Source organism: Stenotrophomonas sp. YJH_SMC_80, assembly GCF_059372495.1.
Genome location: NZ_JCAFVP010000011.1, coordinates 22201 through 47987, shown reverse-complemented (window position 1 = coordinate 47987; position 25787 = coordinate 22201). Strand labels below are relative to the sequence as shown.

The window sequence follows — 25787 nt, the reverse complement described above, 5'->3', positions numbered from 1 at the left end:
GCAAGCCGGGGGCTTTTTCTTTGTGCCGTCGGAAGCGGTGCGCAGGCCACGCCGGTGCTGCTTTTGGTCCCTGCGACGAAGCGGGTTACACTGCCGGGCTCGCCAATCAGGCCTTGTGATTCCTCACCATGCTGCAGAAACTCCGCGACAAGACCTCAGGCTGGATCGTCACCGTGATCCTGGGGCTGCTGATGATTCCGTTCCTGTTCGTGATCGACAACAGCTACCTCGGTGGCGTTGGCGCACAGAACGTGGCCAAGGTTTCCGCGCCGCCGACCTGGTGGCGTTCGGCACCGTCGTGGTGGCCGGTGCGCATGCTGTGGCAGCATCATGAGATCAGCGCGCAGGATTTCCGCACCCGCTTCGAGCAGGAGCGCATGCGTGAGCGCCAGCAGCAGGGCGAGAATTTCGACCCGCGCGCGTTTGAAAGCACCGAAAACAAGCTGGCCGTGCTCGATCAGCTGATCGACGAACAGGTCGTGCGCCTGGTCGGCGAGCAGGCCGGTGTCGTGATCGGCGATGGCGCGGTGCGCGAGTACATCGCCACCATCCCGGCCTTCCTCGATTCGAACGGCAAGTTCAACGAGAACAACTACCGCCTGGCGCTTGCCGGTGGCAATCCGCCGCGCACGCCGACCCAGTTCCAGGAACTGGTGCGTGAGAGCCTGCAGCAGTCGGTGATCCCGTCGGGCCTGCAGAACTCGGGCTTCGTTACCCAGTCCGAGACCGAGCGCCTGCTGAAGCTGCTGGGCGAGACCCGCGATGTCGAACTGGCCGCGCTGCCGGAAGTGCCGGCCGATACCGCGCCGGTGACCGACGCGCAGATCAAGCAGTGGTACGACAGCCATGGCAAGGACTTCCGCCAGGCCGAGAGCGTTTCGCTCGAGTACGTCGAGATCAATGGTGCGAACCTGCCGGCACCGACCGCCGCCGATGAAGCCACCCTGCGCAAGCGCTATGAAGACGAGAAGGCGAAGTTCACCACGCCGGAGCAGCGCCAGGCCTCGCATATCCTGATCACCGGCGACGGTGCCGAAGCCAAGGCGAACAAGATTGCCGCCGAAGCCAAGGCCGCCGGCGCCGACTTCGCTGCACTGGCCAAGGCCAACTCGGAAGACCCGGGTTCGAAGGGCCAGGGTGGTGACCTGGGTTGGGTCGAACGCGGCGCGATGGTCAAGCCGTTTGAAGATGCGTTGTTCGCTGCCAAGGCCGGTGACGTGATTGGTCCGGTCAAGACCGAGTTCGGCTATCACATCATCAAGGTTGCTGCGGTCCGTGGCGGCCAGGGCAAGTCCTTCGAGGAAGTGCGTGACACGCTGGCTGCCGAGCAGCTGAAGGCCGACGGCGAGCGCGGCTTCAACGAACTGGCCGGCCGTCTGGTCGACGCCATCAACAAGAGCCCGAGCGATCTGGCTGCCGCGGCCAAGGAAGTGAACCTGCCGCTGCAGACGCTGGGCCCGATCACCCGTGCCACCGCCAGTGGCATCGCCGCTGACCCGGGCGTGCTGCGTGCCGCCTTCTCCGACGTGCTGGTGCAGGACGGGACCGCCAGCGACCCGATCGCGCTGGGCGGCGCGACCAACCACAGTGTGGTCATCCGCGTGGCCGCACACACCCCGGAACAGGCCATGCCGCTGGACAAGGCGCGCGAGCAGGTGATCGCTGCGATCCGTGCCGACCGTCAGCGCCAGGCCAGCGACAAGGCGGCCGATGCCGTGCTGGCCAAGCTGAAGGCGGGCGCCACCCTGCAGTCGCTGGCGGCCAGCGAGAAGCTGCAGCTGAGCCCGATGCCGGGCCTGCCGCGCAGCCAGCCGGTACCGACCCCGGAAATCAACCGCGCGATCTTCAGCGCGCCGGTGCCGGCCGATGGCAAGCCGAGCTACGGCAAGGTCGATGTCAACGGCCATGCGTTGCTGTTCGCGGTGAACAAGGTGAACCCGGGCGACGTGAAGGAAGTGACCGCCGAGCAGCAGAAGCAGCTGAAGGACCAGCTGAGCCAGATCGATGGCATGGCTGCGGCCAAGGCCTATGTCGAGGCGATGCGCAAGAAGTTCGTGATCCAGACCACCGAAGCGAACCTGTAAGCCTCGCGGCGGGCAGGATCGAAGAAGGCCCGGCAATGCCGGGCCTTTTTTTGTCTTCGCGTCGTTTGTGGCGCGCTTGGCCTCTGGTAGTGGTCGAGCTTGCTCGACCGCCTTTTGTAAGGTCGAGCCGTGCTCGACTGCATCCGCTGGGCGCAGGCATGAAAAAGCCGAGCATGGGCTCGGCTCTACAGGAAGCAGGGCAGGGCGCGGCCGGAATCGCGCCTGCTTCAATCCTCGACGCGCAGCACCGCGCCAGGCTTCAGCACGCTGCTGCCGCTCAGGCCGTTCAGCGACAGCAGGGCCTTCACCGGCATGCCGTAGCGGCGGGCGATGGTCCAGGCCGACTCGCCATCACGCACGGTGTGGCGGCGGCTGCGCGGACGGTCGGCGATCGCGGCGACGGTTCTGGTGACCTGCGGCGTCGGTACAGCGGCCGCCACCGGTGCGGTGGTGGCGACCAGCGCGGTCGCTGCCTCCGCTACCGTCGCATTTGCGGCCGAGACCGGCGCCAGCACGCGGGTGGTACCCGAGGGGCGGCCACCGGAGGCCAGGGCCGGGTTGAGGCGGGCGATCCTGGCAGGGTCCAGGGCGCGCTGTGCGGCCCACTGCTGCACGCTGGTGCCCGCAGGCAGGGTGTGGTCCTTCAGCACCGGCACGGTGCGGTCCAGCGAGGCCATCACGCCAGGCTGGTCTTCCACGTCTTCCAGCACGCAGGCCAGGGCATGCAGCTTCTCGACGTAGGCATGGGTGACCGGCGACAGGCCGGGCAGCGCCGAAGGCTTGGCGTTCTGCGCGTTCATGCCAGCCTTGCGCATGGACTGCAGCACGCGGTACTCGCCGGCGTTGTAGGCCATCGTGGCCAGGCGCCAGTCGCCGCCGAACATGCCGTGCAGGGTCTTCAGGTAGCGCACTGCGGCCTGGGTCGAATCGACCGCCGACAGGCGGCCGTCATAGCCGTTGGTCATCGGCACGCGATGGTTGCGCGCGGTGGTGGCGATGAACTGCCACAGGCCGGTCGGGCCGCTGCCATTGCGGGCATTGGGCCGGTAGCCGCTTTCCACGAAGGGAATCAGCGCGAACTCGGTGGGCAGGTCGGCCTTGCGCAGCTCTTCGACCACGTAGCCGAACAGCACCAGCGCATCGTCATCCTGGTTGGCCAGGCGCGATGGGGCGTGGGCGAACTGCTTCTGCCAGCGCGGGCTGGTGGCCTCGGCGTCGCAGCTGGGTTCGGCCAGGCCGTCGCGGAAGCTGGTGAAGATCTCCTGGCCGTTACGCACCGAGGCTGCTGGCAGCGCGGACGGATCCAGCGGCAGGGCCGCGGCAGCGGTCAGGTTCTGGCTGATGCCGGCGCCCAGCGACTGTGCGCCCGCGGTTCCGGCCAGCCCCAGGGCAAGGCCCAGGGCCAGCGGCAGACTTCGGCGCATCATGCGCGGAAGCCGTCTTTCCAGTGCCGGAGACCGGCCATCACGTCGACGTCGTCAACGACGTCACGGCCCAGGTGTGCCGAGACCGACGCACGGATCGGCGCCGCGTGCACACGCAGGAAGGGATTGCAGTCGAATTCGTTGGCCAGGGTTACCGGCAGGGTGGAACGGTCATCGCGGCGCATGGCCAAAGCCTCCTCTTGGCGCTGCCACAGGGCAGCGTTGGCGGGGTCGACATGCCGCGCGAAGACGGCATTTGACACGGTGTACTCGTGGGCGCAACAAAGCAGCAGTTGCGCGGGCAAGGTACCCAGCTTGCGCATCGATGCCAGCAGCTGGGACGGCGTACCTTCGAACAGACGTCCACAGCCCAGGCTGAACAACGAATCTCCGCTGAAAAGATGTTCAGCAGTGTGAAACGCGATGTGGCTGCGGGTATGCCCGGGCACGGATAGTACGTGGAACGTCCGGCCCAGTGCCTGAACGCGTTCACCTTCGCCGACGCGTTCGGTGGCCGTGGGGATGCGCTCTTCGACCGGCGCGATGACCCGTACACCGGGAAAACGAGCCTGCAGTGCGGGCACGCCACCGATGTGGTCGTCGTGGTGGTGGGTGAGCAGGATCGTGTCCACGCGCAGGCCCTGATCGGCCAGTGCGAGCACTGGCGCGGCATCGCCGGGGTCGACGACCACGGCAGTGCCATCGTCGGCGATCAGCGTCCAGATGTAGTTATCCGCAAATGCGGGCAGGGCAGTCAGTCGCATAGAATTGGACCATGCCCGCGCTGCAGAGCACCCGTCAAGCGAGCCAGACCCCGTGGTTCGACAGTGAGCCGGCGGCGGCGCTGCGCGTTCTGGAACGGCAGTTGCTGCTTCCGCAGCTGTCGGCGCTGCCCGCGCAGCCCTGGCTGTGGATCGCGCCGAGTGCGGCCTGGCTGGAGGATGCGCAGCTGGGTGGGCGTGGCCTGCGCCTGTACCGGCAGGGGTCGGGACCGGGCTATGACGGCGATACCCGCTGCGGGCTGCCCTTGCCCCTGGCCAACGAGAGCGTCAATGCGATCGTGCTGCAGCATGTCACCACCGGCGATGCCGACCTGCTGCTCGACGAGTGCGAGCGCGTACTGATGCCGGGCGGCCATTTGTGGCTGAGCAGCCTCAATCCGTTCAGCCCCTACCGCACGCACTGGCGGCAGCATGGGCTGGTGGTGCGCACGCCGCAGCGGATCCGCCTGCTGCTCGGCCGCCATGGCCTGGAGTGCGACGATATGCGCTACCTCGGCCCGCTCTGGCGCGGTGCCGGCAGCCGTCGCCCGGGGGGCTGGGCGCCATTGCGCGCGGCCTGCCTGTTCCATGCGGAGAAACGCACGCTGGCCCTGCCCGGGCCGAAACCGCTGCCGGTGCGCTGGCACGGCACCGTTGCTACCTGATTCTGGAGCTGTATTGAAAACCATCGAAATCCACACCGACGGATCCTGCCTCGGCAATCCCGGCCCCGGCGGCTGGGCTGCGTTGCTGCGCTACAAGGGCCACGAGCGCGAGCTCAGTGGCGGTGAAGCGCACACCACCAACAACCGGATGGAGCTGATGGCGGCCATTTCCGGGCTGGAGACGCTGACCGAGCCGTGCAACATCGTGCTCTACACCGACTCGCAGTACGTGCGGCAGGGCCTGACCCAGTGGATGCCCGGCTGGATCCGCAAGAACTGGAAGACCGCTGGCGGTGATCCGGTGAAGAACCGCGAGCTGTGGGAGCGCCTGCACGCGGCCACGCTGCGGCACCAGATCGACTGGCGTTGGGTGAAGGGCCACTCCGGCGACCCGGACAATGAGCGGGTGGATACCCTGGCCCGCAACGCGGCGATCCAGATCCGCGACGCCAGCCCGGTAAACTGAGCCCATGCGTCAGATCATCCTCGATACCGAAACCACCGGCCTGGAGTGGAAGAAGGGCAACCGCATCGTCGAAATCGGCTGCGTGGAGCTGTTCAAGCGCCGCCCGACCGGCAACAACTACCACCAGTACATCAAGCCGGACTGCGAGTTCGAACAGGGCGCGCAGGAAGTCACCGGCCTGACCCTGGAGTTCCTCGATGACAAGCCTGAATTCGCGCAGATCGCCGATGAGTTCCTGGCGTTCATCGATGGCGCCGAGCTGATCATCCACAACGCGGCGTTCGACCTTGGCTTCCTCGACAACGAGTTGTCGCTGCTGGGGCCGCAGTACGGAAAGATCGCCGACCGCTGCACGGTCATTGATACCCTGGCGATGGCGCGTGAGCGCTTCCCGGGCCAGCGCAACTCGCTGGATGCGCTGTGCAAGCGGCTGGGCGTGGACAACTCGCACCGTGCGCTGCACGGCGGCCTGCTCGATGCGCAGATCCTGGGCGATGTCTATATCGCACTGACCTCGGGCCAGGAAGAGATCGGCTTCGGCCTGGGCGATGACGATGGCGGCGGTGCCGGCGCGGCGTTGCAGGCTTTCGATACCAGCAAGCTGCTGCCGCGTCCGCGCGTGGTGGCTACGCCGTCGGAGCTGGAAGCGCACGCTGCGCGGCTGGAACGGCTGCGCAAGAAGGCCGGCCACGCACTGTGGGATGGCCCGAAGGTGGAAGAGCCCGCCAGCGCGTAATACATCGAGGTAGTGCCGGCCGCTGGCCGGCATCGTCCTGATACCAGGTTCCCCCGCGTGAGCCGGCCAGCGGCCGGCACTACCGCCTCCACGCATGGCGAGGCTCTACCGGTTAATGGCAGCGCACCAGGATCACGCTGATGTTGTCACGGCCACCGCCGTCGAGTGCGGCGGCGACCAGCGTATCCACGCATTCCTGCGCGCTGGCATCTTCGAATGCCAGGGTGCGGGCGATGCCGCGGTCATCCACTTCCTCGGTGAGACCGTCACTGCACAGCAGCAGCTGCATGCCCGGACGCAGCTCACCACTGGTGGTGGCCACGTTCAGGTGGGCTGGATCGGTCACGCCCAGTGCCTGGGTGACCACGTTGCGATGCGGATGCGCGCGCGCCTGTTCGGCGGTCAGGTTGCCCTGCGCGACCAGTTCCTGCACCACGCTGTGGTCCTGGCTGAGCTGCGCCAGCTGGCCGTCGCGCCACAAGTAGGCGCGGCTGTCGCCGACCCAGGCCACTTCATAGCGGTTGCCCTGCACGCGCGCGGCGACCACGGTGGTGCCCATTGGCAACGTGTCGTTGCGCCGGCGCGAGGCGCGGATGATCTCTTCGTCGGCAGTGCGGATGGCCTGTGCCAGCGGTGCGCCGCGGCGGATCTCGCGCACGATGGTTTCGCGTGCCAGTGCACTGGCCACTTCGCCGCAGGCATGCCCGCCCATGCCGTCGGCCACCAGCCACAGGGCCAGCTCGCTGTCACCGTAGTAGGTGTCCTCGTTGAGCTCGCGGCGCATGCCGGGGTGGGTGAGGTGTCCGAATTCGATCATGGTAGGCAGGGCGGGGTATTGCCGGGGGAGACAGGCATCATCGGGTGGCCGCAGGCATCCGGCAAGGCATGCGCCCAGGAAATTTTCAGTTCGTTGGCCGGAATGACTTGTCGTCGGCCTCACTTCCTCGTATGATGCGCGTCCCCGGTCCGCCGGGGACCACCCGGAGAGGTGGCAGAGTGGTTGAATGTACCTGACTCGAAATCAGGCAGGCGTTTATAGCGCCTCGGGGGTTCGAATCCCCCCCTCTCCGCCAGATAATTGAACTAAGCCCTTGAGTTTCAAGGGCTTTTTTCATTTCTGGCTTAGCTAGTATGCCATCTGGTATGCCATGGGAAGCTGGCTGCTGCTGGACCATTCTGGACATCTTGGAGCCTATAAGCGGCGCGCATCGGCCTTGCTGGTCAAAGCGTTCGCATGCCAGTGCTTATGGCAGCTAATCTTGATACCTGTTGTGGCCTGATGGCCGCTAGTCGAGCTTATTCAGGTAGAGATGGGCTTCGAAGGAAGATGGTTATCAAAATGCAACCCTTGTGCGATCATCATGCTAGTGTCCGGGTAGTTGCTGATGGATAGCAGGCTTTCACCGATGGATCCACAAGGAATTGCTGACCCGGATGTGCGATCTTTCCGGGTGCACACGGATGATGAACGAACGCTTCACAGATTTGACCCAGCCACAGCGCGATCGTCTCGCGTTCGTGGAATTGCGCGTGCGCTTCATCGGGGAGATACGCCGTCAGGACTTGGTCACGCGGTTTGGCATCCAGTCCGCCGCCGCATCCAGGGACTTGGCGCTGTACAAGGAGTTGGCCTCGGGCAACATCGACTACGACTCCAAGGTCAAGTCCTACGTATTGGGGCCGGACTTCCAGCCCATCTTCGACTTCCCTCCGGAGCGGGTGCTGTCGTGGTTGACCCAGGGCTTTGGCGACGGTGAGCCTATGCGGCTCAAGGCATGGGTGATGAGCGAGAGCCCGTCACGGCTCGCGCATCCGGATCTGGACGTGCTAGCGAGCGTGACCCGGGCGATCCACCAGGAGTGTCCGCTCGGCATTGAGTACTGCTCCATCTCCAGTGGTCGCACCGAGCGGGAGATCGTCCCGTTCGCGTTGATCGACAACGGCTTGCGCTGGCTCGTCCGCGCCTTCGACCGCAAATCGCAGGAATTCCGGGATTTCGTCATTAACCGGATCAAGTGCCCCGTGGCGCTTAAGGCGCAGCTAGTGGCGCCCCACGAGATGAGTGATCAGGACATCCAGTGGACCAGGATCGTGGAACTGGAGTTGGTGCCGCACCCCAATCAACCCCGTCCCGAGATCGCGGAGATGGATTACGGCATGACTGGCGGCATGGTGAAGATGAAGCTTCGGGCAGCGACTGCCGGCTACATCCTGCGCAAGTGGAGCGTCGACTGCACCGCAGACCACAGCCTTCGTGGGCCGGAGTACAGACTATGGCTGAAGGACCACTTGGCCTTGTACGGCGTCAAGAACGCCGTGCTGGCACCAGGGTATGCACCCTTGGATGCGGCCCGAGCAGGAGCGGAATGTGACTGAACAATAGCTACCACTGCCGGCGCCGGTCGCGTCGGTAGAACAAACGAATGACGAGAATTGAGATGAAAGAATCCTACCTACCGACATTGCTGCAGATGAGGATGCTTGTCGGCTTCCTTGGCGAGCGTGCTCAGTACGCCTGGTGGCCAACGGCGTTCTATGAGGCATCAAACAAGCTCTTCCTGGAGCCGGTCTTCTCGAAAACGTCTCGCCTCGCTCAGTACCACGGTGTGCTGGAAGCAGCCAGACGATTGCACGACGAGCATTTGAGCGTGGGTAGCTACCACCTGTTCCGGTTGCCCGAAGAGGTCGAGCAAGACCTGCACGCGACCGTGCAAAGTAGCGTGGGAGAAGAACTCGCCAGCCAGGCGCCACAAAGCAAAGAGGCTGCGCTTGATGCGTTGAAGCGATTGGCTGCCACGGGCGGCACTTCCAGCGTGGGTCCAACGGCGGTCGGGGGCATCAAGGATCTCGATTCCACCGACACACTGAAGGCTATCGCTGCGGCCTATCTATCGGCGTTCACACAGAACGCCAAAACTTATCCGTATCTGGTGGGGTGATCGTGGCCGACAACACGCCCTACACGACTCAGTTGCAAGCAGGCCTTGGGCTCGTCAACGAAACCAAGACGCTGCTCGACCTGTGGTCGCCTGGCATGTCGGCGAACCAGTTGCATCAGGTCGCACTGGAATCGGGTCGATTCCCCACCGTTACCGCGCGCCGACTTCGCAACATCGTCGTCGAATGCTTCGCTCCACGCTATCTCGTGGCAGGTGGTGCACCAGCAGCACATCTCAAGCGGCTGTCCGCAACGATATCCACGGCTGACCTGACGCAGCTCATGCTCGTTTTTACGAGTCGGGCCAACCCGATCCTTGGCGACTTCGTGCGCCATGTTTACTGGGCTCGATACGCCGGTGGATACACACAGATCACCAATGAAGACGCGCGGACCTTTGTCGAGCGCGGCATTGATGACGGCAAGACCATCAAGCGCTGGTCGGAAACCACTGTACGGCGTGTCTCCGCCTATCTGACCGGATGCTGCGCCGACTACGGAATGCTCGAACGTGGACTGCGCTCAAGCCGTCGCATCCTGCCGTTCCGTATTTCGCCAGCCGTGGCCGCGTACTTGGCCTACGAACTGCATTTTTCCTGTGTCGGTGATAACGCCCTGCTGACTCACGAAGACTGGCAGTTATTTGGCTTGGCGCGCGAAGACGTGCTGGAAGAAATCAAACGACTCTCGCTGAAGGGTTTGCTCATCGTCCAGGCTGCTGGCGACGTGATCCGCATCAGCTGGAAACAACAAGACATGGAGGCGCTCTGCGATGTCCTCACTCAAGGCTGATTTCGACGAGTTGCGCGAGCGCATCCGGCACGGGCGCGAGCTTGGCCATGCGAGCTTCGAGCCGATTTATTACCTTGTCTTCCCACCAGAGCAGATCCTCGAGGTGAAGCGGCAAACGCCCGCTTGGGTGGCCAAGCTGCACCAGGAAGGCTGGGACGTGCACACGTTCTCCATCGCTGAACAGATCTGGGCCCTACTGAAAGACGACCCGTTCTGGTCGCTGTGCGTGATGGAGGACAAGTCAGCGCCCTTGGATTGGCCACGTACCAACAAGGCGCTGGCGGACATCCTGACGGCGGATAACGGCCTGCTGAAGCGGCTGGAGGATGCCCTGCAGCCGCTCGAAGCCCAGCAGAACGCGCTGCTGTTGGTAACGGATCTTGAGGCACTGCATCCGTTTATGCGCATCGGCGCCATCGAAAGCCAGCTCCAGGGCAAGTTTCACGTACCGACGATTTTTCTGTACCCCGGCGTGCGAACCGGCAAGACACGCCTGAAGTTTCTCGGCTTCTACCCGGAAGACGGCAATTACCGCTCCGTCCACGTCGGCGGCTGAACAGACAAAAGAACCCTGGGACAAACCTATGACCATTCGCTCACTCTTCGATCCAAGCAAGGACATCTACCGGACCATCGAAAAGGTCATCACCTATGGCGCCTCGCAAGAAGGCCGCCTCAAGGCTGAGATCTCTGAATACGTGGTCACCGAGAGTATTGAGGAGCAGTTCCGCAAGCTCCTCGATCGCATGCAGCTTGCGATGGAGTCCGGTGGCGAAAATGAGGTGGGCGTCTGGGTCTCTGGCTTCTACGGCTCCGGTAAGAGCTCGTTCACCAAGTATCTCGGCTTGGCGTTTGATGATCAGCGCACCATCGACGGCACGCCGTTCATCAACTACCTGCAAGACCGCCTGCACAAGCCACAGACCAAGGCGCTCCTCAGCACTGTAGCGAAGCGCTTCCCGGCTGCAGTGGTCATGCTGGACCTCGCCAGTGAAATGCTCGCTGGCGCCACGATGGAAGACGTCTCCACCGTCCTCTACTTCAAGGTACTGCAGTGGGCTGGCTACTCGCGCAACCTGAAGGTTGCCGCTTTTGAGCGCATGGTCGAGAAGGACGGTCGCACGCCCGAACTCCATGAGCGTATCGCCCAGGCGCTGCCAGGTGCCACCTGGGCTCGCGTGCAGAACAACCCACTGGCCATCGACGGCTTGATCCCGAAAATCGCCCATGAGATGTACCCGGCACTCTTCCCGGAGGCCAAGTCATTCTCGTCCAGCACCGAAGGCTTCTTCCAGTTCGAAGACCAGCGCGTGCAAGAGATGATCGACATCGTCCGCGAGAAGAGTGGTAAGCAGAACATCATCTTCATCGTCGACGAAGTCGGCCAGTACGTGGCCTCACGCGACAACCTGATCCTCAACCTTGATGGCCTGGCGAAGAACCTCAAGAGGCTGGGCGACGGCAAGGCCTGGATCATCTCTACAGCGCAGCAGACGCTGACGGAAGACGACCCGCGCGCCGCGCTGAACTCCGACAAGCTCTACAAGCTGAAAGACCGCTTCCCGATTCAGATCGACCTTGAATCGAGCGACATCAAAGAGATTTGCTACCGCCGTCTGCTCGGTAAATCGCCAGCGGGCGAGACCGAGCTTGGCAAGCTTTTCGATGCCCATGGTCAGGCGCTGCGACACAACACCAAGCTGCAGGACGCTAAGTACTACGACGCAGACTTCAGCAAAGAGAGTTTCACCAATCTCTACCCGTTCCTGCCGGCGCACTTCGACATCCTGCTGCACCTACTCGGCGCGCTCGCAAAGTCCACCGGCGGCATCGGTCTACGCTCTGCGATCAAGGTAATTCAGGATGTCCTGAAAGGTGAAGGCGGTTCCAAGGCCATGGCCGATCAGCCCGTGGGCTGGCTGGCCACCACGGTGACGCTGTACGACGAACTGGAAAAGGACATTCGCCGTGCCTTCACGTCCATCCACCAGGCGGTCGGCAAAGTGCAGATTCGCTTCCCGGATTCACAGCTACATCAGGACATCGCCAAGTCCGTCGCCGTGTTGCAGATCCTCGGCAACTTGCCAGTCTCGGTGCAGAACGTCGCCAGCCTGATGCATCCCTCCGTCACGGCACCTTCGCAGCTCGACACGGTCAAGAAAGCCGTCGAAGAGATGCTGAACGATGTGCATGTGCCGCTCGGCGAGAAAGATGGCAACCTCGTGTTCCTCAGCGAGAAGCTGCGGGATATCGAGCAGGAGCGAGGCGCGATTGCGTTGCGCACCGTGGATGTGAAGCGCATCTTCAACGATGCGCTGCGCGAGTCCTTCGATCCGCTGCCTCGCGTCAGCCTCCACGGCACGATGGCCGTCGCAACGGGCCTGAAGGTCCAGGCCGGCAGCGCCATCACCAGCCTGGCCGGTGATCAGAGCACCATCCAAACCGTTGTTGAGTTGGTGCCAGCCAGTGACTACGACACCGCCAAGAACCGGATGCTGGATGATTCCCGCAGCCGGGCGGGTCGAAACGTCATCGGGCTCTTGGCTCGCGCAAATTCCGAACTCGACGATCTGGCGAACGAAATCTATCGCTGTCAGCGCATTGCCGAGCTGCACCGCAACGAGCCCGACCAAGAGGTAAAGGACTACTGCACCGGCCAGCTCGACCGTGCTGCCAAGCTGGCGACCCAGCTCCAGAGCAAGATCAAACAAACTCTGCAAGCCGGCTCGTTTGTGTTCCGCGGCCAGGCCACGGCGGTGTCGGCACTGGATGCTGATTTGCTGGAGGCCGCCAAGAAGCTGCTCTCCGACGTTGCTGACCAGGTGTTCGACCGGTACGTAGAAGCCCCAGTACGTGCCGGAACCGACACCGCCGAGAAATTCCTGAAGGTCGCCAACCCCGCGGCCATCAGCAGCGCGCTGGACCCGCTCGGTTTGGTGCAAACCGTGGCCGGTCGTGCCTCGTTCAAAACCGACCATAAAGCGATGATCAGCATCCACGACTACATCGACAAGCGCGGCACGGTCGATGGCAAGCGCCTGCTCGACGACTTCAGCAGCGCCCCGTTCGGCTGGTCGCCGGACACCACGCGCTACATCGTCGCGGCCATGCTTATGGCTGGAGAGATCAAGCTCAAGGTCTCGGGACGCGAAGTCACGGCCGCTGGGCAACAGGCCATCGATGCCCTGAAGACCAACAACTCCTTCAAGCAGATCGGCGTGGCCCTGCGCGACGAGCGCCCGTCCATCGAAACGCTCGGTCGGGCGGCAGAGCGGCTCACTGAACTGGTCGGTGACATGGTGATCCCGCTTGAGCAAGAGATCAGCAAGGCGGCGGCCAAGCACTTCACGCGCTTCCAGCACGATTACGGCTCCTTGGCTGAAAAGCTCAGCGGCCTTGGGCTGGCGGGTAGCGAACGCATCCGTACTTTGAACCAGGACATTGCCGATGTTCTGTTTACAGATGCGTCAGATGCTCCACAGCGTCTGGGTGCCGAAACCTCCGCCATTTACGACAATCTCAAGTGGGCGCTGGAAGTGAAGCGAGCGTTCGACAATGGGCTCGACGCTACCTTGCGTGACTTGCAAGCTCATCGTCGCGACATCGAAGCCTTGCCGGACACTGGCGTGCCAGGAGAGCTGCGCCGCGAACTTGCCGAAGACTTGGGAACCCTGTCAGAGCGCTTGGGCAAAGAAGACTTCTACAAACACACCACCGACTTCAATTCGCAGCTAACCCATCTGAAGGGCCGTTTGCGCGATGCGGTCATCACGCTCTCCGATCAGCAAAAGCTGCGTTTGAAGGAAGGGGTCGAGGATCTGCAGCGCATCACTGAGTGGGAAGAACTCACCCAGGAGGAGCGCGGCAACGCCGTGAACCGGTTGGATGGGCTTGCTCTGTCAGCCACCCAGGATCTGGCCGGACTTAAGAAACTGCTGGCTCGCGACTACGACATCAACAGCACCCTCGACGATCTTAAGCGGTCGATCCAGCGGCAGGGCCAGGAACGTCTGCGCCAGCGCATGGAGGAAGAACGCGTCAAAAACGGAGAAGAAGGTCCGGCCAAGCTGACAAAGTCGATCGCGATTCCCGTGACGATGACGTCGGCTGCGGACATTGATGCGCTGATCCAACAGCTACAGGAAATCAAGGCACAGCTTGGCCTTTATGTAGAGGCGGAAATCAACTTTGTGATGCATGGTCAGGGCGCGTGAGCTGCATGGAAATACAATTGACCGGAGAGCAGTCCGCCGCGCTGGATGCCATTAGAACCTTTCTTCTTGATGACACTCGAGATGCTTTTGTCCTGCGTGGCAGTGCAGGCACTGGTAAGACCACACTTGTTGCCCAACTGGTCAAAACTCTAGAGGAGATGAACCTTTCCTGCAGCCTCCTGGCACCGACAGGCCGGGCAGCCCGAATTCTGGGCAACAAGATCAAGCAAATCACTGGAAACTCTGGATACGAAGGGTCGACTATCCATCGGGCGATTTACATGCTTACCAATTTGGAGGTGAATGAAGGGGCCGAGACGGCTAACGACCCGGGGATGCGGATGATCTTCCCGTTGAAGGAGGAAGAACCGGTTGTTTCCTTGTTTGTGATCGACGAATCGTCAATGGTTGGAGATAAGGAGAATCACGGTGATTTCATGCAGTTCGGTTCAGGCCGATTGCTCCTGGATATCGTGACCTTTGCCCGAATGAACAGATCAGGTCGCACAAAGAATCACCTTACCAAGCTGCTTTTCGTCGGCGATCCTGCGCAGCTACCTCCGGTTGGAGAAAATGCGTCACCGGCCTTGTCAGATGCGTATCTGAGTGAGCAATTCAAGTTGAAGGTGGATTCGTTCGATTTGAAAAATGTCATGCGTCAGGCGCAGGGCAGTGCCATTCTCGACCGCGCGACGGAGTTGCGCGACGCGATGCTGGCCGAGCGGTTCAATAAATTTTCACTGCAGCCCAATGGACAGGATATTGAACAGGTAGATGCCCAAAGAGCCGTCGATCTGGTCGTTCAATGGTTGCAGACAAAAACTTCTAACGTCGCAGTCGTGCACTCTAACGCCAATGCGCTGGACTACAACCGTAACATCAGAGATCGTCGTTGGGGCGATGCCAGTCTGCCTATCCAGGTGGGCGAAACGCTGTTAATAAACAAAAACTCAACAACGCACGAACTCAGCAATGGCGATCTGGTCAAGGTCATAGAGGTGGGAGCAGACGCACAACGTGTGCCAGTAAATCTCAAGGGAGGCCACCATGTTGAGTTGTGGTTCCGCAATATCACCGTTGCTTTTCGTGATGCGGATGGCAGCGTCATCCAGACAAACTGCCTGGTACTAGAGAACTTGCTAGATTCGCCTAACCGTGAATTGACCCCGTTGGAGCAGCGGGCGCTTTTGGTAGATTTTCGAAAGCGCCACCCTGACCTGCATCCAAAGTCGGCTGAATTCCGCAAAGTTATCCGTGACGACCCGTACTTCAACGCGCTCCAGGTCAAGTACGGCTATGCCATGACCTGTCACAAGGCGCAGGGCGGGGAATGGAATACTGTCCTTGTTGACTTCGGGTCCGGCAGGGGCTCTCGCAATGCATCGTTCTTTCGTTGGGCTTATACGGCCATCACGCGAGCAGCCAAGAAACTGATCATCGTGAATCCCCCTGACTTCACACCCACCGGTGACATCGCCTGGACTGGCTCATCAGGCGCGTCTGAAAAACCTGAAAAGGCTGGACTTCAGGAGCTCATGACTGATCCAGACTGGCAGAGGCTTTCGTTCACACCCGCTATTGCCCCCTTGATGAAAACCCATCAGCAGTTACGCCTGGTGTGGGGGGCTCAAGGCATCGAAATTGAACAGTTGCAGCACTTGCAGTATTGCGAGCGCTACACCCTTTCGCGCAATGGCAAACGCGCCGTAGTTCAGTATTACTACAATGGCAAATTACAGGTCAGTCGCTCTGGATCTGTTCCTGGCGCCTTATCAGATAGTCAATTGGCGGAGGATGCGCTCACATCGCTTGGTGTGCTGGCTGCCAAATCCAGCACGGAGCAGCCAAGCCAGTTCATACAAGAGTTTCTGGATGGTCTGGATAAAGCTATTGCCGAATCGGGAATTCAACGTATCGGTCAAAAGTCGATGCCGTATCGGCTGCGATTGAGCTTTGCTGATGCTTGTCGCAAAGGTGAGATTGATTTCACTTACGACGGCGCCTTTACTTGGACGGCTGCTCAGGAAGTCGGCGGCCCAGGCAGTAGCCACGGCCTCTATGAGGAAGTACAGCGCTTGATGACGGCGCAAAAAGAGGAAAACCAGTGAGCTCCAGTGAAATCTTTGCACTTCGCAAGCAAAAACGGCATGCAGAAGCCCTGGATTTGGCCAGGTCGGAGTACCCCCAAAACAATGGTGACGTATGGTTTCTTCGAGCCTACGCATGGGCGCTGTATGACCATGTAAAAGAAATCGTCGATCGTTACGAGACAAAGCAGCTATCTCCTGCGGCGTTATCTGGCCAACTGTCACCGGACATGCGCGAGTTCTCGCACATGGCTGACGCACTGCGTGGCGATAGTGCTTTTTCACAATTTCTTCGCCTTGCGGGGAAGGCATCCAAGGATTGGTCTGAATTTCTTCTTTTTGCCCGCTGGGTGGGAAACGAAAGTTTTTCAGAAGAGGACAAGAAGCCTTTCGTCAATGAGGCAGGAAAGACTGTAGATAGTTTGTATAAACGCTTCATACGTGCCGTCTGTCGTGAGACAGTGGCTAAGGCTGTCGATCCTCAGTCGGATCCGACGCTGAATGAGTGGGGTCTTGGCGTTTTGGAACAAGCGCTAAAGAATGAGCCAAACGACCAATGGCTCAACTACTACCAGAGCAAACTGCACCTGGCCAACGGCGAGCCAGACCTTGCGATCAAGCGATTGACGCCAGTGTTACGTCGACAGTCGCGCGCGGCTTGGCCATGGGCGCTACTAGGCGAGATCCTGGAAGTTGAGCACCCACAGGATGCGTTGACTTGTTATGCCCATGCAACCCAGCTGGCTCGGGAGGAGCAGGAAGTCGCAAGGGTTCGAATCCATTTGGCACAGCGCCTCGCGCTTGCGGGCCGTTTCAATGAGGCAGCACTACAGGCGAACCTGGCACTGCAGTACAGGGAAAAGCACGCCTATAAGGTGCCCCAGGAACTGCATCAACTGCTTACCAGTGACTGGTATCAAGACGCACTCGCCAATAACTCTCTACAGCCGCTGCCGAAAGCTGAGTCCAGTGCACGTGCATTGCTTCAACAACTGGACCGACAAAACCTTACCTACACTCGCGGTGTCATTGACCACATCAATGCAGAAAAGGGGCTCAGCTATATAGCGACCGGCGCCGCTACCGGCCTCGGGCTTTTGCATAAAAAGTTTCCCACAGTGGCAAGCTTGTTGCCAGGTACTGTAGTGGAGATTGGGCGTGCAGAGGTTGAAGGCCAAGCTCTGGATTGGCGAATATCAGAGGTTCAAACCATTCCTGGCCTGTTTGAAATTTTTAGCGGCACTTTGAATAGGCAGGAGGGAAAAACATTTGCATTCATCAGCACCAGCCGAGATGACGTCTTCGTCGCCCCAGAGATGGCAGAGACCTTTACTCCTGAGGTGCAATACGACGTCACCTGTCAGGCCATTCGGCGTACCAACAAGCAGGGTAAGACCGGCTGGCGTGCTGTGAAATTCATCGAGAAAAAAGAGCAGCAGCTCTCCGCTGACTTCTAAGAGACAGGCATACATGGCCTTCGACCAAACAACAAGAAACCGCCTCCAGCGCTTCGTCAACGATGCGCGCCGGGTGCTGGAAGAGGAATTCACCCGCCAGCTGCAGAACGACTATGGCATGGACCCGAACGCGGGCACCGTGGCGGAGCTAGCCAGCTTGCGCCATATCAACGACGCCCAGCGCGAATCCGCCCGCATCCTGCGCGACACCCTGGCCCACTACACCGCTAGTGGCGACATGAATGCTACCCAGGGGCTGGACCGCATCGTCCGCGAGCAAGCCTTTACCGTGCTCAACCGCCTGGCGGCGCTGCGCATGGCGGAGGCGCGTGGCCTACTGGTTGAGTCGGTCGGCAACGGCTTCCAGGCCAAGGGCTTTCAGCTCTACGCCCGGCTGGCTGGCACCGGCCTGGGCGAAACCGGCGATGCCTATCGCACCTACCTGTTCAGTGTGTTCGATGAGCTGAGCCAGGACTTGCCTGGATTATTCGACCGCTACTCACCGCAGGGTCGCCTGTTCCCGCGCGAAGCCGCGCTGCTGCAGGTGCTCAACCTGATCAACGATGCCGACATCGCCCCGCTATGGAGCGAGGACGAAACCATCGGCTGGATCTACCAGTACTTCAACTCCAAAGAAGAGCGCAAGGCGATGCGCGATGCGTCGCAGGCGCCGCGTAACAGCCGCGAGCTGGCGGTACGCAACCAGTTCTTCACGCCGCGCTACGTGGTCGAGTTCCTGGTGGACAACACCTTGGGTCGGCTGTGGTTCAACGCCACGGGAGGCGATACCGATCTGCGCGAGCATTGTCAGTACCTGCTGGTCAAGCCCGACGAAATGCGCCAGGCCGCTACCAAGCTGCGCGATCCGCGCACGCTGAAGCTGCTGGACCCGGCCTGCGGCTCCATGCACTTTGGTCTGTATGCATTTGACCTGTTCGCTGAGATCTATCGCGAGGCCTGGGCCTGGGAGCAGCAGCACGGCCCCGGCTCGCTGGATGTTTCGACCCAACCCCAGGCTGCACTCAAGCCAATGAGCCAGACCTACGAAGATGAGGCTGCATTTCTGCGAGATGTGCCGCGCCTGATCATCGAACACAACATCTATGGCGTGGATATCGACCCGCGTGCCGCGCAAATCGCTTCATTGGCGTTATGGCTGCGGGCACAGCGTGCTTGGCACGATGCCGGTGTCAAAGCCAAAGACCGCCCGCTGATCGGGCGGGGGCATGTGGTGGCCGCGATTGCACCGCCGGCAGAGCGTGAGTTGCGCCAGCAGTTCGTGACCAACCTCGATCAGCGCGACGCCGAGCTGTTCGAGAAGACCCTGCGACTGCTCAAGGGCCTGCCGGAGCTCGGAGTGCTGCTCCAGGTCGAGCGCGAGTTGCCGCATTTGATTCGGCAGGTCTATGTGGGCAAAGGCACCGGCCTGTTTGCTGTGCAGGAGCAGGAGAACTGGCAGCAAGCGGAGGAGCGACTACGCGAGGCACTTACTGAGTTTGCCCAGGCGGCAAAGTCGACGTACCAAGGGCGCCTATTTGCGCAGGATGCGCTACAAGGCTTGCGGCTCATCGATCTGTGCCGAGAAGTGTTTGATGTGGTGGTGATGAATCCACCGTTTGGCGCGCTGGCTGCCAAGACCAAGGATCAACTCGCCAAAGCCTATCCGCGCAGCAAGAACGATTTGCTGGCCATTATGGTGGAGCGTGGCCTGGAACTGCTGCGCCCCGGCGGTCGCATCGGCGCCATCACCTCGCGCACTTGTTTCTTCCTCTCCAGTTTCCAGAAGTGGCGTGAGCAGGTGGCCTTGGGTATTGCCAAGCCAGTAGTCATGGCCGACCTGGGGCATGGCGTGATGGACGACGCGATGGTCGAAGCCGCCGCTTACGTATTGGAGAAAGCCGCGTGACGATCTTCTTGAGATTATTGGCAAGCTCTGAAAAGGAGCAAGAGTTGGCCTCAGTAGTCCGGGCAGTGAGAGCTGGCGGCCTAGATGCTAGGGTTTATGTCCGTGACACATCTGTATTCTCGATGGTTCCGAGTTCTCCATTTTCGTATTGGGAGGCTCAGTGTTTCCTAGAGGCATTCGGCCAAACCCCTCCTTTCGAGTCGAATGGTCGGAGAATATTCAAAGGGGCAGCCACTAGCGACAACTTCAGATTTGTCCGTACTTCGTGGGAGTGTAGTGCTGATCAGAGACTCTGGTTTCCCTACGCTAAAGGCGGTGGGTACTCTCCCGTTTACTCGGACGTCCCGCTTCTCGTGAATTGGGCCAATAACGCCGCTGAAATGGAAGCGGAAGTCCTCAAGAAATACCCATATTTGAACGGTGATGCGGACTGGGTTCTTCACCGAGAATCCTATTACTTACAGCCAGGCATTACTTGGCCGGCTCGAACAACAAGTCAACTCGGTATGCGGGCTATGCCTGCCGGTGCTGTTTTCGGTCATAAGGGACCGGCTGCATTCTTGGAAGAGCATAATGACGATGATCTGTTGAGTTTGCTTTCTGTCTGTATATCAGCCCCTTTCTTGCGATTGATAGGTTTGCAGCTTGCAGCGGGGGATGCGGCTGCACGTTCGTACGAAATCGGGACAGTCCAGCGGACGCCGATACCCGATATCTCAACGGATTCGAAGCACTTATTGGCTGTATTGGGGAGGGAGTATTGGCGCTTAAAGCGCACCCTGGACACCATCGAAGAGACGTCTCACGCGTTTGCGCTGCCCGGTGCACTGCGCGCTCGCCTGGGCGATTACGACCCACCAGCCATTGAAGCTGAGCTGGCTCGCATTCAGTCAGAGATCGACGCCATTGCCTTTGATCTCTATGGCTTTAGCGAAGCCGACCGCACTACCGTGCAGGGAAGCCACGTCGAAGCCAACCAGGGCGATGTAGAAGCCAGCAGAGACGAGGAGAGCGAGGACGATGACAGCGCTACGCCAATCGACCAAACGGCTGGCTTACTGAGCTGGGCCGTCGGCGTGGCCTTTGGCCGCTTCGACTGGCGCCTGGCTACGGGTGAGCGCGCTACGCCTGCTGAGCCAGAACCATTCGAACCACTACCGGCGAAAAGCCCCGGCATGCTCCCCGACGGTACCGCACCTTTTCATGCGTATGCGGGCATCCTGGTTGACGACCGAGGGCACCCGCATGACCTCGCGCGCTTGATTGAGGAAATTCTTGTTCGCGTCGAGGTGCCCGTACCGGAAGACGTGCGCCGTTGGCTGCAACGGGATTTTTTCGCCTTTCATCTACAGCGCTACTCCAAGAGTCGCCGCAAAGCGCCCATCTATTGGCCGCTGTCCACGACGTCCGGCAGTTACACCCTGTGGGTCTATTACCCCAGCCTTACCAGCCAGACGCTGTACACCGCCATCAATGACTTCGTTGAGCCCAAGCTCAAACAAGTCGGTGGCGACGTGACGGTGCTGCGCAATATGGGTTCTGCCCGCACTCGTGACGACGAGAAGCAGTTCGAGGCGCTGCAAGCCTTCGAGTTGGAACTGATCGAGCTGCGCGACACCCTGCTCAAGCTGGCGCCCACCTACAACCCCAACCACGACGACGGCGTGCAGATCAGCGCCGCACCGCTGTGGCCGCTGTTCCGGCACAAGCCATGGCAGAAGGTGCTCAAGGACACCTGGGCCAAGCTAGAGAAAGGCGACTACGACTGGGCGCACCTCGCCATGAACTACTGGCCCGATCGTGTTCGAGAGAAGTGCAAGACTGACAAGTCTCTGGCTATCGCGCATGGGCTGGAGGATCTCTACATCGAGCCCGAGGCCAAACCCAAGAAGGCGCGCGGCAAGAAGAAGGCCGGGGGTGATGAATGATTCAGGATGTCAAAGCGCTGCCGGTCAGCTTCTACTTCAGCCCCGATGGGACCACGTCGTTCTTCATTCCCAAGTACCAACGCGAGTATGTATGGGGCGGCAAGAACTGGGACGCGCTGTTCAACGACCTGGAGGAGTCGCCCAGTGGGCACTTTCTGGGCTCCATCATCTGCGTGAACACCCAGCAAGATGGCATGGCCGGCGGCCGACTTGAGCTGATCGACGGCCAGCAGCGGTTTACCACCATCAGCCTGTTGTTCTGTGCGTTCTACGACAAGCTGAATGCCATTCCGAATCCGGATCGCCGTCTGCTGGTGGAGCTGGACAACCTGGAAAGCCGCATCTTCGTCCGCACTTCTGGCCAGTGGCGTCTGGAGCCCAGCGAGCAAGCGCAGAACAAGACAGATTTCCAGAAGGTGCTGAGCGATCTGTTTCCCAAGCAGGTGAAAGCGCCGAAGGGCTTGAGCAATTTCGGAAACCGCCGCATTGCGCGCGCCTACCGCTACTTCTGTGAGCGACTGGAAGGGCTCAGCCAGGACAGCGCACTGGCCCTGCTGGAAAAGCTCAAAGCGGCCATGCTGGTCAAGATCGAGGTGCGTAGCCATTCCGACGCATTCATGTTGTTCGAGTCGATCAACAACCGGGGCAGCCCGCTCTCGGCCATCGACATCATCAAGAACAACCTGCTGGCCGAGTTGGACAAGCGCCCGGACTACGGCATTGACCGAGCGTTTGACGAGTGGAAAGACCTGATCGACCAGTTGCCCGACCCGGCGGTGCAGGAGCGCTTTTTGCGTCAGCTGTACAACATGTTCAAGTACCTCAAGCGGGTCGAGGTCAAAGGCTGCACCCGCGCCACGCGCTCGAACCTGATCACGATCTACGACACCCTGCTGCGCAAGCGCCCGGTCTGGCTGTTCGGCGCGCTGCAAGCCAAGGGCAAAACCTACTCGGCACTGCTCAACCCCGCCGTGGCGCGTGCGGAATGGGGCGACGCTGCCGCAGCGGCCTTGCAAGACTTGCAGCGCCTGGGAGCCGCGCCGGCTTACGCATTTTTGCTGTGGGCCAGCCAGGTGGCGCAGAGCCAGAAATGGACTGAGGGTGATGCGGTGAGCCGTCTGGCCGCTTTGCTCACCAAGTGGTTCTTTTGGCGCAACCTCACCGATATGCCGCCCACTCGCGAACTCGACCCGATGTTCATGGAACTGGTCAGCCACTTGCTGACGCAGATTCGCGGTGGCGAGATCACGGCGCTGGACGGCTTCATCCAGCAGAGCAGTAATTGGTTGCTGGGACGGGCAGCCCCACAAGATGTTTGCGAGTCGCGCCTCAAGGGCGATGTGTACCTGGAGAATTACGACGCCACGCGGTTCATGCTCTGCAAGCTGGAAGAGACACACCAAACCCGTGAAAACAAACGCGACCTGTGGGTGCATGACGCCAATGATCGCCCCGTTTTTACCGTCGAACACATCCTGCCGAAGACCGAAAACTTGGGGCCGGGCTGGGTGACGATGCTCGAAGGGAACCAGAAAGGCACTGCGGCTGCCATTCGCGAGCGCTGTGCGCACCAGCTCGGCAACCTGACCCTGAGTGGCTACAACTCCAAGCTCGGCACGATGGAATTCTTGAAGAAGCGCGATCGCAAGAACGATCAGGGTGATTTCATTGGCTACCGCAACGGCTTGTACCTGAATGCCGACTTGGCCAGCCGAGATGATTGGAACGAGGCCGCCATTACGGCGCGAACAGACAAGATGCTCAAGGAGGTGATGTCCATCCTGAGCCTGCGGGAGAACAAATGACGATTGCAGAATTCATTCGAGAAAGCGTGCTGCGGCCGCGCCTTAAGCAAGCGGGTGCCTTGGTGGTGTATGACGCCGACAAGCGCTACCGCGAGCAGTGCTTCGACCTAGCAGCCGAGAAGGTTCGGGTCATCGATGCATCTGAAAGCAGCATCGAAAGTCGCGAGGCTGCGCTGCTGGCACTGCGCGAGGTGGGGCAACCCAAGGCGCCACTGGAAGGTGTGTTGATCTATGTGCCCACCAAGCGCCCAGAAACCGACGAGCAGAAGCAAGCTGATCCATTCGCCGTATACGCAGAATGCGGCGCGGTGTTCCCGCAAGATGATGGGGACGAGTATCTGAGCCTGTGCCTGCGTGCTAAGCCAGATTACGCGACAGAAATTCGAAGCCTATTTGTGCGCGAACCACGACCGCAGTATGCGGTGATTGACGCCATTGGCGGCGGTGTGAGTTGGCCCCAGTTGCGAGCCACATTGCGGGTGGAGTCGGGCCGCGAGATTCTGGCCGCACTGCTGGCCCCGAGTGCCAGTCAATCCGAGGCACTCAAGGGGCAGGAGGGCTGGGTGCAAGAGGCGCTTGATTTCCTCCGAGCCACTCTGGGCCTGAGCGTGAAAACGCGCGGCAAGACCTGGTCCGCCCTGGCGGATGAGCTGTGGCGCTACGTACTGTTCAGCGAGTTCGTGTTTGATTTGCCGGTGGCGTTGCCGGACACCTTGAAGGGGGTGCCGCACGCACCGATGGAAGCCAAACCCATCGTCGAGGATGTGTGCGACCGTCTGCGCAGCGACCCGAAGTCACGCGCGATATACATCGAGCGCGCCGAGACCACCGAGGCGGAGCTCAACCTGACCGATCTGTGCGGTGCGATTGAAGACCTGGGCGAACGCGACACCTTCCCCTTCGAAGAGCGGACCTTCCTGCGCACTGCGATCAAGGGCATTGTCAGCGGTGACACCGATGCCACGCGCCGTGTGCTGACCCGCCACAAGAGTTCGGTATGGCTCGGCAAGGGCGAAAGCCAGGCCCAGTGGGAGCTGGTGCGGTCTGGCTTGAGCCTGGTTGAGGCCTGCGACGATTTTGAGCGCCAGCTACCGGATCACGCCCGCTCGCAAGCGGAGCTGATTGACTTCTACCTGGGCAGTCTGCGTGAAGCAGATCGCTTGCAGCGCGAGTTTGAGCAAGCCGCAGGCGACTTCCTCGACCAGCACGGCTTGATGCATGAAGTGATCAGCCAGGCTCGAGCGCGCTATCGGCGCCTGGCCGAAAAGGTCCAGGGCGTGTTCGTGAAGCACGTCGAGACTACGGGATGGCCGCCGACTGGGCGCCTGGCCAATGCCGATGCCTTTGATCGGCTGGTAGCTGATCGACTCAAGGAAAGCGGACGCAAAGTGGCCTACCTGATGGTGGACGCCCTGCGTTACGAGTTGGGCGTGGCCCTCGAAAAGCTGCTGGCGGAAGACGGTCCCGTCGAGTTGCAAGCGGCCTACGCACAGCTGCCGACCATCACCCTAGTGGGCATGGCGAGCTTGCTGCCGGGCGCTCGCACGGGTTTGACCCTGGCGCTGGAGAGCGACTCACTCCTGCCCAAGCTGGCGGGGGCGCCGGTGGGCAACGTCCCGCAGCGCATGAATGTGCTGGCCAAGCGGTATGGAGATCGCTTCGCGGAAATGCCGCTTAATGATTTTGTCCGTGGTAAGCCGAAGATCGCGGAGACCGTCGATCTGCTGGTGCTTCGCTCCACGGAAATCGACAGCCAACTGGAAAGCAACCCAGAGACAACGCTCGGGCTGATCCCTGGCACGCTGAAGCTGATCCGCGTGGCACTGCATAAGCTGCGTGGCATGGGCTTCAAAGAGGCGGTCATCGTCACCGACCACGGCTTCTTCCTGAACGCGCAAGCAGAAGCTGGCGATGTGTGCGTGAAACCGCAAGGCAAGTGGCCGGTGAATGCCCATGACCGCATGATGCTGGGCGACGGCACAGCGGATGGTCACAGCTTGGTTGTCAGTGCAGAGAAGGTCGGCATTCGCGGTGATTTCACCCAAGTGGCACTACCGCGCAGCATGGCGCCTTATCGCTCAGGGCACCTGTATTTCCACGGCGGAGCATCCCTGGCCGAGGCCGTTGTGCCGGTGTTGGTGGCCAGGTTGGATACCGCTGCTCATGCGGAACTGCGCAAGGTGGTGGTGGAGTTGAGCTACAAGAACGGCGCCAAACGAATAACTACGCGATTGCCGGTCATCGAAGTGATACTGGTGGCCGACGACATGTTCTCGCAAGACATGAGCGTGGAGATCTTGCTGGAAGCGCAAGACAGCAAGGGCAATGTGGTGGGAGAGCCGCGCCCAGGTGGCGATGTGAACCCCGCGACCAGAACTTTGACCCTGATGCCAGGCCAGCGCAAGCAGATTGCGCTGCGAATGGATGATGAGTTCAGAGGCAAGTTCTCGGTCAAAGCGCTGAACCCAACGACTCTGGCTGCCTACAGCAATCTGGCGCTTGAAACCGACTATACGGAATGAGC

18 protein-coding genes and 1 tRNA gene are annotated in these 25787 nt (G+C 60.9%); 16 read left to right on the top strand and 3 right to left on the bottom strand.

Going from position 1 to position 25787, the window contains the following annotated elements; translation table 11 throughout:
• Window positions 1-128: 128 nt before the first annotated feature.
• The gene (locus AC5P99_RS16350; RefSeq protein WP_005408271.1) at window positions 129-2084 is read left to right on the top strand and encodes a peptidyl-prolyl cis-trans isomerase; all 1956 of its coding nucleotides are present in this window, start codon (window positions 129-131) and stop codon (window positions 2082-2084) included.
• A 227-nt stretch (window positions 2085-2311) separates the two neighbouring features.
• Here AC5P99_RS16350 and AC5P99_RS16345 read toward each other — a convergent pair whose 3' ends face one another.
• Window positions 2312-3511 (bottom strand): lytic transglycosylase domain-containing protein, encoded by a 1200-nt coding sequence (locus AC5P99_RS16345; RefSeq protein ID WP_043033713.1) that lies wholly within the window; start codon window positions 3509-3511, stop codon window positions 2312-2314.
• Window positions 3508-4272: a hydroxyacylglutathione hydrolase gene (gene gloB, locus AC5P99_RS16340; protein ID WP_005412427.1), complete on the bottom strand. Its 765-nt coding sequence runs from the start codon at window positions 4270-4272 to the stop codon at window positions 3508-3510. Before gloB ends, AC5P99_RS16345 begins: the two co-directional genes overlap by 4 nt.
• Before the next feature lie 11 nt (window positions 4273-4283).
• Here gloB and AC5P99_RS16335 point away from each other — a divergent pair, with 11 nt between their 5' ends.
• The 3 genes from AC5P99_RS16335 to dnaQ are packed head-to-tail and all read left to right on the top strand — an operon-like array spanning window position 4284 to window position 6136.
• On the top strand, window positions 4284-4934 hold the full coding sequence (locus AC5P99_RS16335) for a class I SAM-dependent methyltransferase (RefSeq protein WP_049397081.1): 651 nt from the start codon (window positions 4284-4286) through the stop codon (window positions 4932-4934).
• Window positions 4935-4947: 13 nt separating this feature from the next.
• Complete coding sequence (gene rnhA, locus AC5P99_RS16330) at window positions 4948-5400, top strand: ribonuclease HI (RefSeq protein ID WP_005408275.1); 453 nt, start codon at window positions 4948-4950, stop codon at window positions 5398-5400.
• A gap of 4 nt (window positions 5401-5404) precedes the next feature.
• A complete protein-coding gene (gene dnaQ, locus AC5P99_RS16325) occupies window positions 5405-6136 on the top strand; it encodes a DNA polymerase III subunit epsilon (RefSeq protein ID WP_005408276.1) in 732 nt (243 codons plus the stop codon).
• 112 nt (window positions 6137-6248) lie between these two features.
• Here the strand turns inward: dnaQ and AC5P99_RS16320 are convergent, their stop codons facing one another.
• On the bottom strand, window positions 6249-6953 hold the full coding sequence (locus AC5P99_RS16320) for a PP2C family protein-serine/threonine phosphatase (protein WP_005408277.1): 705 nt from the start codon (window positions 6951-6953) through the stop codon (window positions 6249-6251).
• A 165-nt stretch (window positions 6954-7118) separates the two neighbouring features.
• On the opposite strand from AC5P99_RS16320, the gene AC5P99_RS16315 reads away from it, so the two are divergent.
• The 12 genes from AC5P99_RS16315 (at window position 7119) to AC5P99_RS16260 (ending at window position 25785) form a co-directional block, all read left to right on the top strand.
• Window positions 7119-7209, top strand: a tRNA-Ser gene (locus tag AC5P99_RS16315).
• Window positions 7210-7600: 391 nt separating this feature from the next.
• Window positions 7601-8512, top strand: coding sequence for a BrxR family transcriptional regulator (locus AC5P99_RS16310; RefSeq protein WP_223224815.1), 912 nt, complete (start codon window positions 7601-7603; stop codon window positions 8510-8512).
• Window positions 8513-8574: 62 nt separating this feature from the next.
• Complete coding sequence (locus tag AC5P99_RS16305; RefSeq protein WP_032968954.1) at window positions 8575-9075, top strand: BrxE family protein; 501 nt, start codon at window positions 8575-8577, stop codon at window positions 9073-9075.
• Window positions 9076-9077: 2 nt separating this feature from the next.
• Window positions 9078-9866, top strand: coding sequence for a DUF1819 family protein (locus AC5P99_RS16300; protein ID WP_049450114.1), 789 nt, complete (start codon window positions 9078-9080; stop codon window positions 9864-9866).
• Window positions 9847-10422, top strand: a complete 576-nt coding sequence (locus AC5P99_RS16295; RefSeq protein ID WP_049450111.1) for a BREX protein BrxB domain-containing protein — start codon at window positions 9847-9849, stop codon at window positions 10420-10422. Before AC5P99_RS16300 ends, AC5P99_RS16295 begins: the two co-directional genes overlap by 20 nt.
• Before the next feature lie 28 nt (window positions 10423-10450).
• Window positions 10451-14080: a BREX system P-loop protein BrxC gene (gene brxC, locus AC5P99_RS16290; protein WP_049450109.1), complete on the top strand. Its 3630-nt coding sequence runs from the start codon at window positions 10451-10453 to the stop codon at window positions 14078-14080.
• A gap of 17 nt (window positions 14081-14097) precedes the next feature.
• Window positions 14098-16188, top strand: a complete 2091-nt coding sequence (locus AC5P99_RS16285; protein WP_070426723.1) for an ATP-dependent DNA helicase — start codon at window positions 14098-14100, stop codon at window positions 16186-16188.
• Entirely contained in the window at window positions 16185-17624 is a 1440-nt protein-coding gene (locus AC5P99_RS16280) for a DUF7017 domain-containing protein (protein WP_049450106.1), read from the top strand. Before AC5P99_RS16285 ends, AC5P99_RS16280 begins: the two co-directional genes overlap by 4 nt.
• 13 nt (window positions 17625-17637) lie before the next feature.
• Window positions 17638-19530 carry an Eco57I restriction-modification methylase domain-containing protein gene (locus tag AC5P99_RS16275; RefSeq protein ID WP_049450105.1) on the top strand — a complete coding sequence of 631 codons (1893 nt, stop codon included), beginning with the start codon at window positions 17638-17640 and terminating at the stop codon, window positions 19528-19530.
• A 380-nt stretch (window positions 19531-19910) separates the two neighbouring features.
• On the top strand, window positions 19911-21458 hold the full coding sequence (locus tag AC5P99_RS16270) for a type II restriction endonuclease subunit M (RefSeq protein WP_197584098.1): 1548 nt from the start codon (window positions 19911-19913) through the stop codon (window positions 21456-21458).
• Complete coding sequence (locus tag AC5P99_RS16265) at window positions 21455-23263, top strand: DUF262 domain-containing protein (protein ID WP_049450101.1); 1809 nt, start codon at window positions 21455-21457, stop codon at window positions 23261-23263. Before AC5P99_RS16270 ends, AC5P99_RS16265 begins: the two co-directional genes overlap by 4 nt.
• Window positions 23260-25785, top strand: a complete 2526-nt coding sequence (locus AC5P99_RS16260) for a PglZ domain-containing protein (RefSeq protein WP_070426727.1) — start codon at window positions 23260-23262, stop codon at window positions 25783-25785. The genes AC5P99_RS16265 and AC5P99_RS16260 overlap by 4 nt, the downstream gene beginning before the upstream one ends.
• Window positions 25786-25787: the final 2 nt, after the last annotated feature.

Coding starts and splice junctions, on each gene's coding strand:
- AC5P99_RS16350 (WP_005408271.1), top strand. CDS start 129: ATGCTGCAGAAACTCCGCGACAAGACCTCAGGCTGGATCGTCACCGTG.
- AC5P99_RS16345 (WP_043033713.1), bottom strand. CDS start 3,511: ATGATGCGCCGAAGTCTGCCGCTGGCCCTGGGCCTTGCCCTGGGGCTG.
- gloB (WP_005412427.1), bottom strand. CDS start 4,272: ATGCGACTGACTGCCCTGCCCGCATTTGCGGATAACTACATCTGGACG.
- AC5P99_RS16335 (WP_049397081.1), top strand. CDS start 4,284: ATGCCCGCGCTGCAGAGCACCCGTCAAGCGAGCCAGACCCCGTGGTTC.
- dnaQ (WP_005408276.1), top strand. CDS start 5,405: ATGCGTCAGATCATCCTCGATACCGAAACCACCGGCCTGGAGTGGAAG.
- AC5P99_RS16320 (WP_005408277.1), bottom strand. CDS start 6,953: ATGATCGAATTCGGACACCTCACCCACCCCGGCATGCGCCGCGAGCTC.
- AC5P99_RS16310 (WP_223224815.1), top strand. CDS start 7,601: ATGAACGAACGCTTCACAGATTTGACCCAGCCACAGCGCGATCGTCTC.
- AC5P99_RS16305 (WP_032968954.1), top strand. CDS start 8,575: ATGAAAGAATCCTACCTACCGACATTGCTGCAGATGAGGATGCTTGTC.
- AC5P99_RS16295 (WP_049450111.1), top strand. CDS start 9,847: ATGTCCTCACTCAAGGCTGATTTCGACGAGTTGCGCGAGCGCATCCGG.
- brxC (WP_049450109.1), top strand. CDS start 10,451: ATGACCATTCGCTCACTCTTCGATCCAAGCAAGGACATCTACCGGACC.
- AC5P99_RS16275 (WP_049450105.1), top strand. CDS start 17,638: ATGGCCTTCGACCAAACAACAAGAAACCGCCTCCAGCGCTTCGTCAAC.
- AC5P99_RS16270 (WP_197584098.1), top strand. CDS start 19,911: ATGGAAGCGGAAGTCCTCAAGAAATACCCATATTTGAACGGTGATGCG.
- AC5P99_RS16265 (WP_049450101.1), top strand. CDS start 21,455: ATGATTCAGGATGTCAAAGCGCTGCCGGTCAGCTTCTACTTCAGCCCC.
- AC5P99_RS16260 (WP_070426727.1), top strand. CDS start 23,260: ATGACGATTGCAGAATTCATTCGAGAAAGCGTGCTGCGGCCGCGCCTT.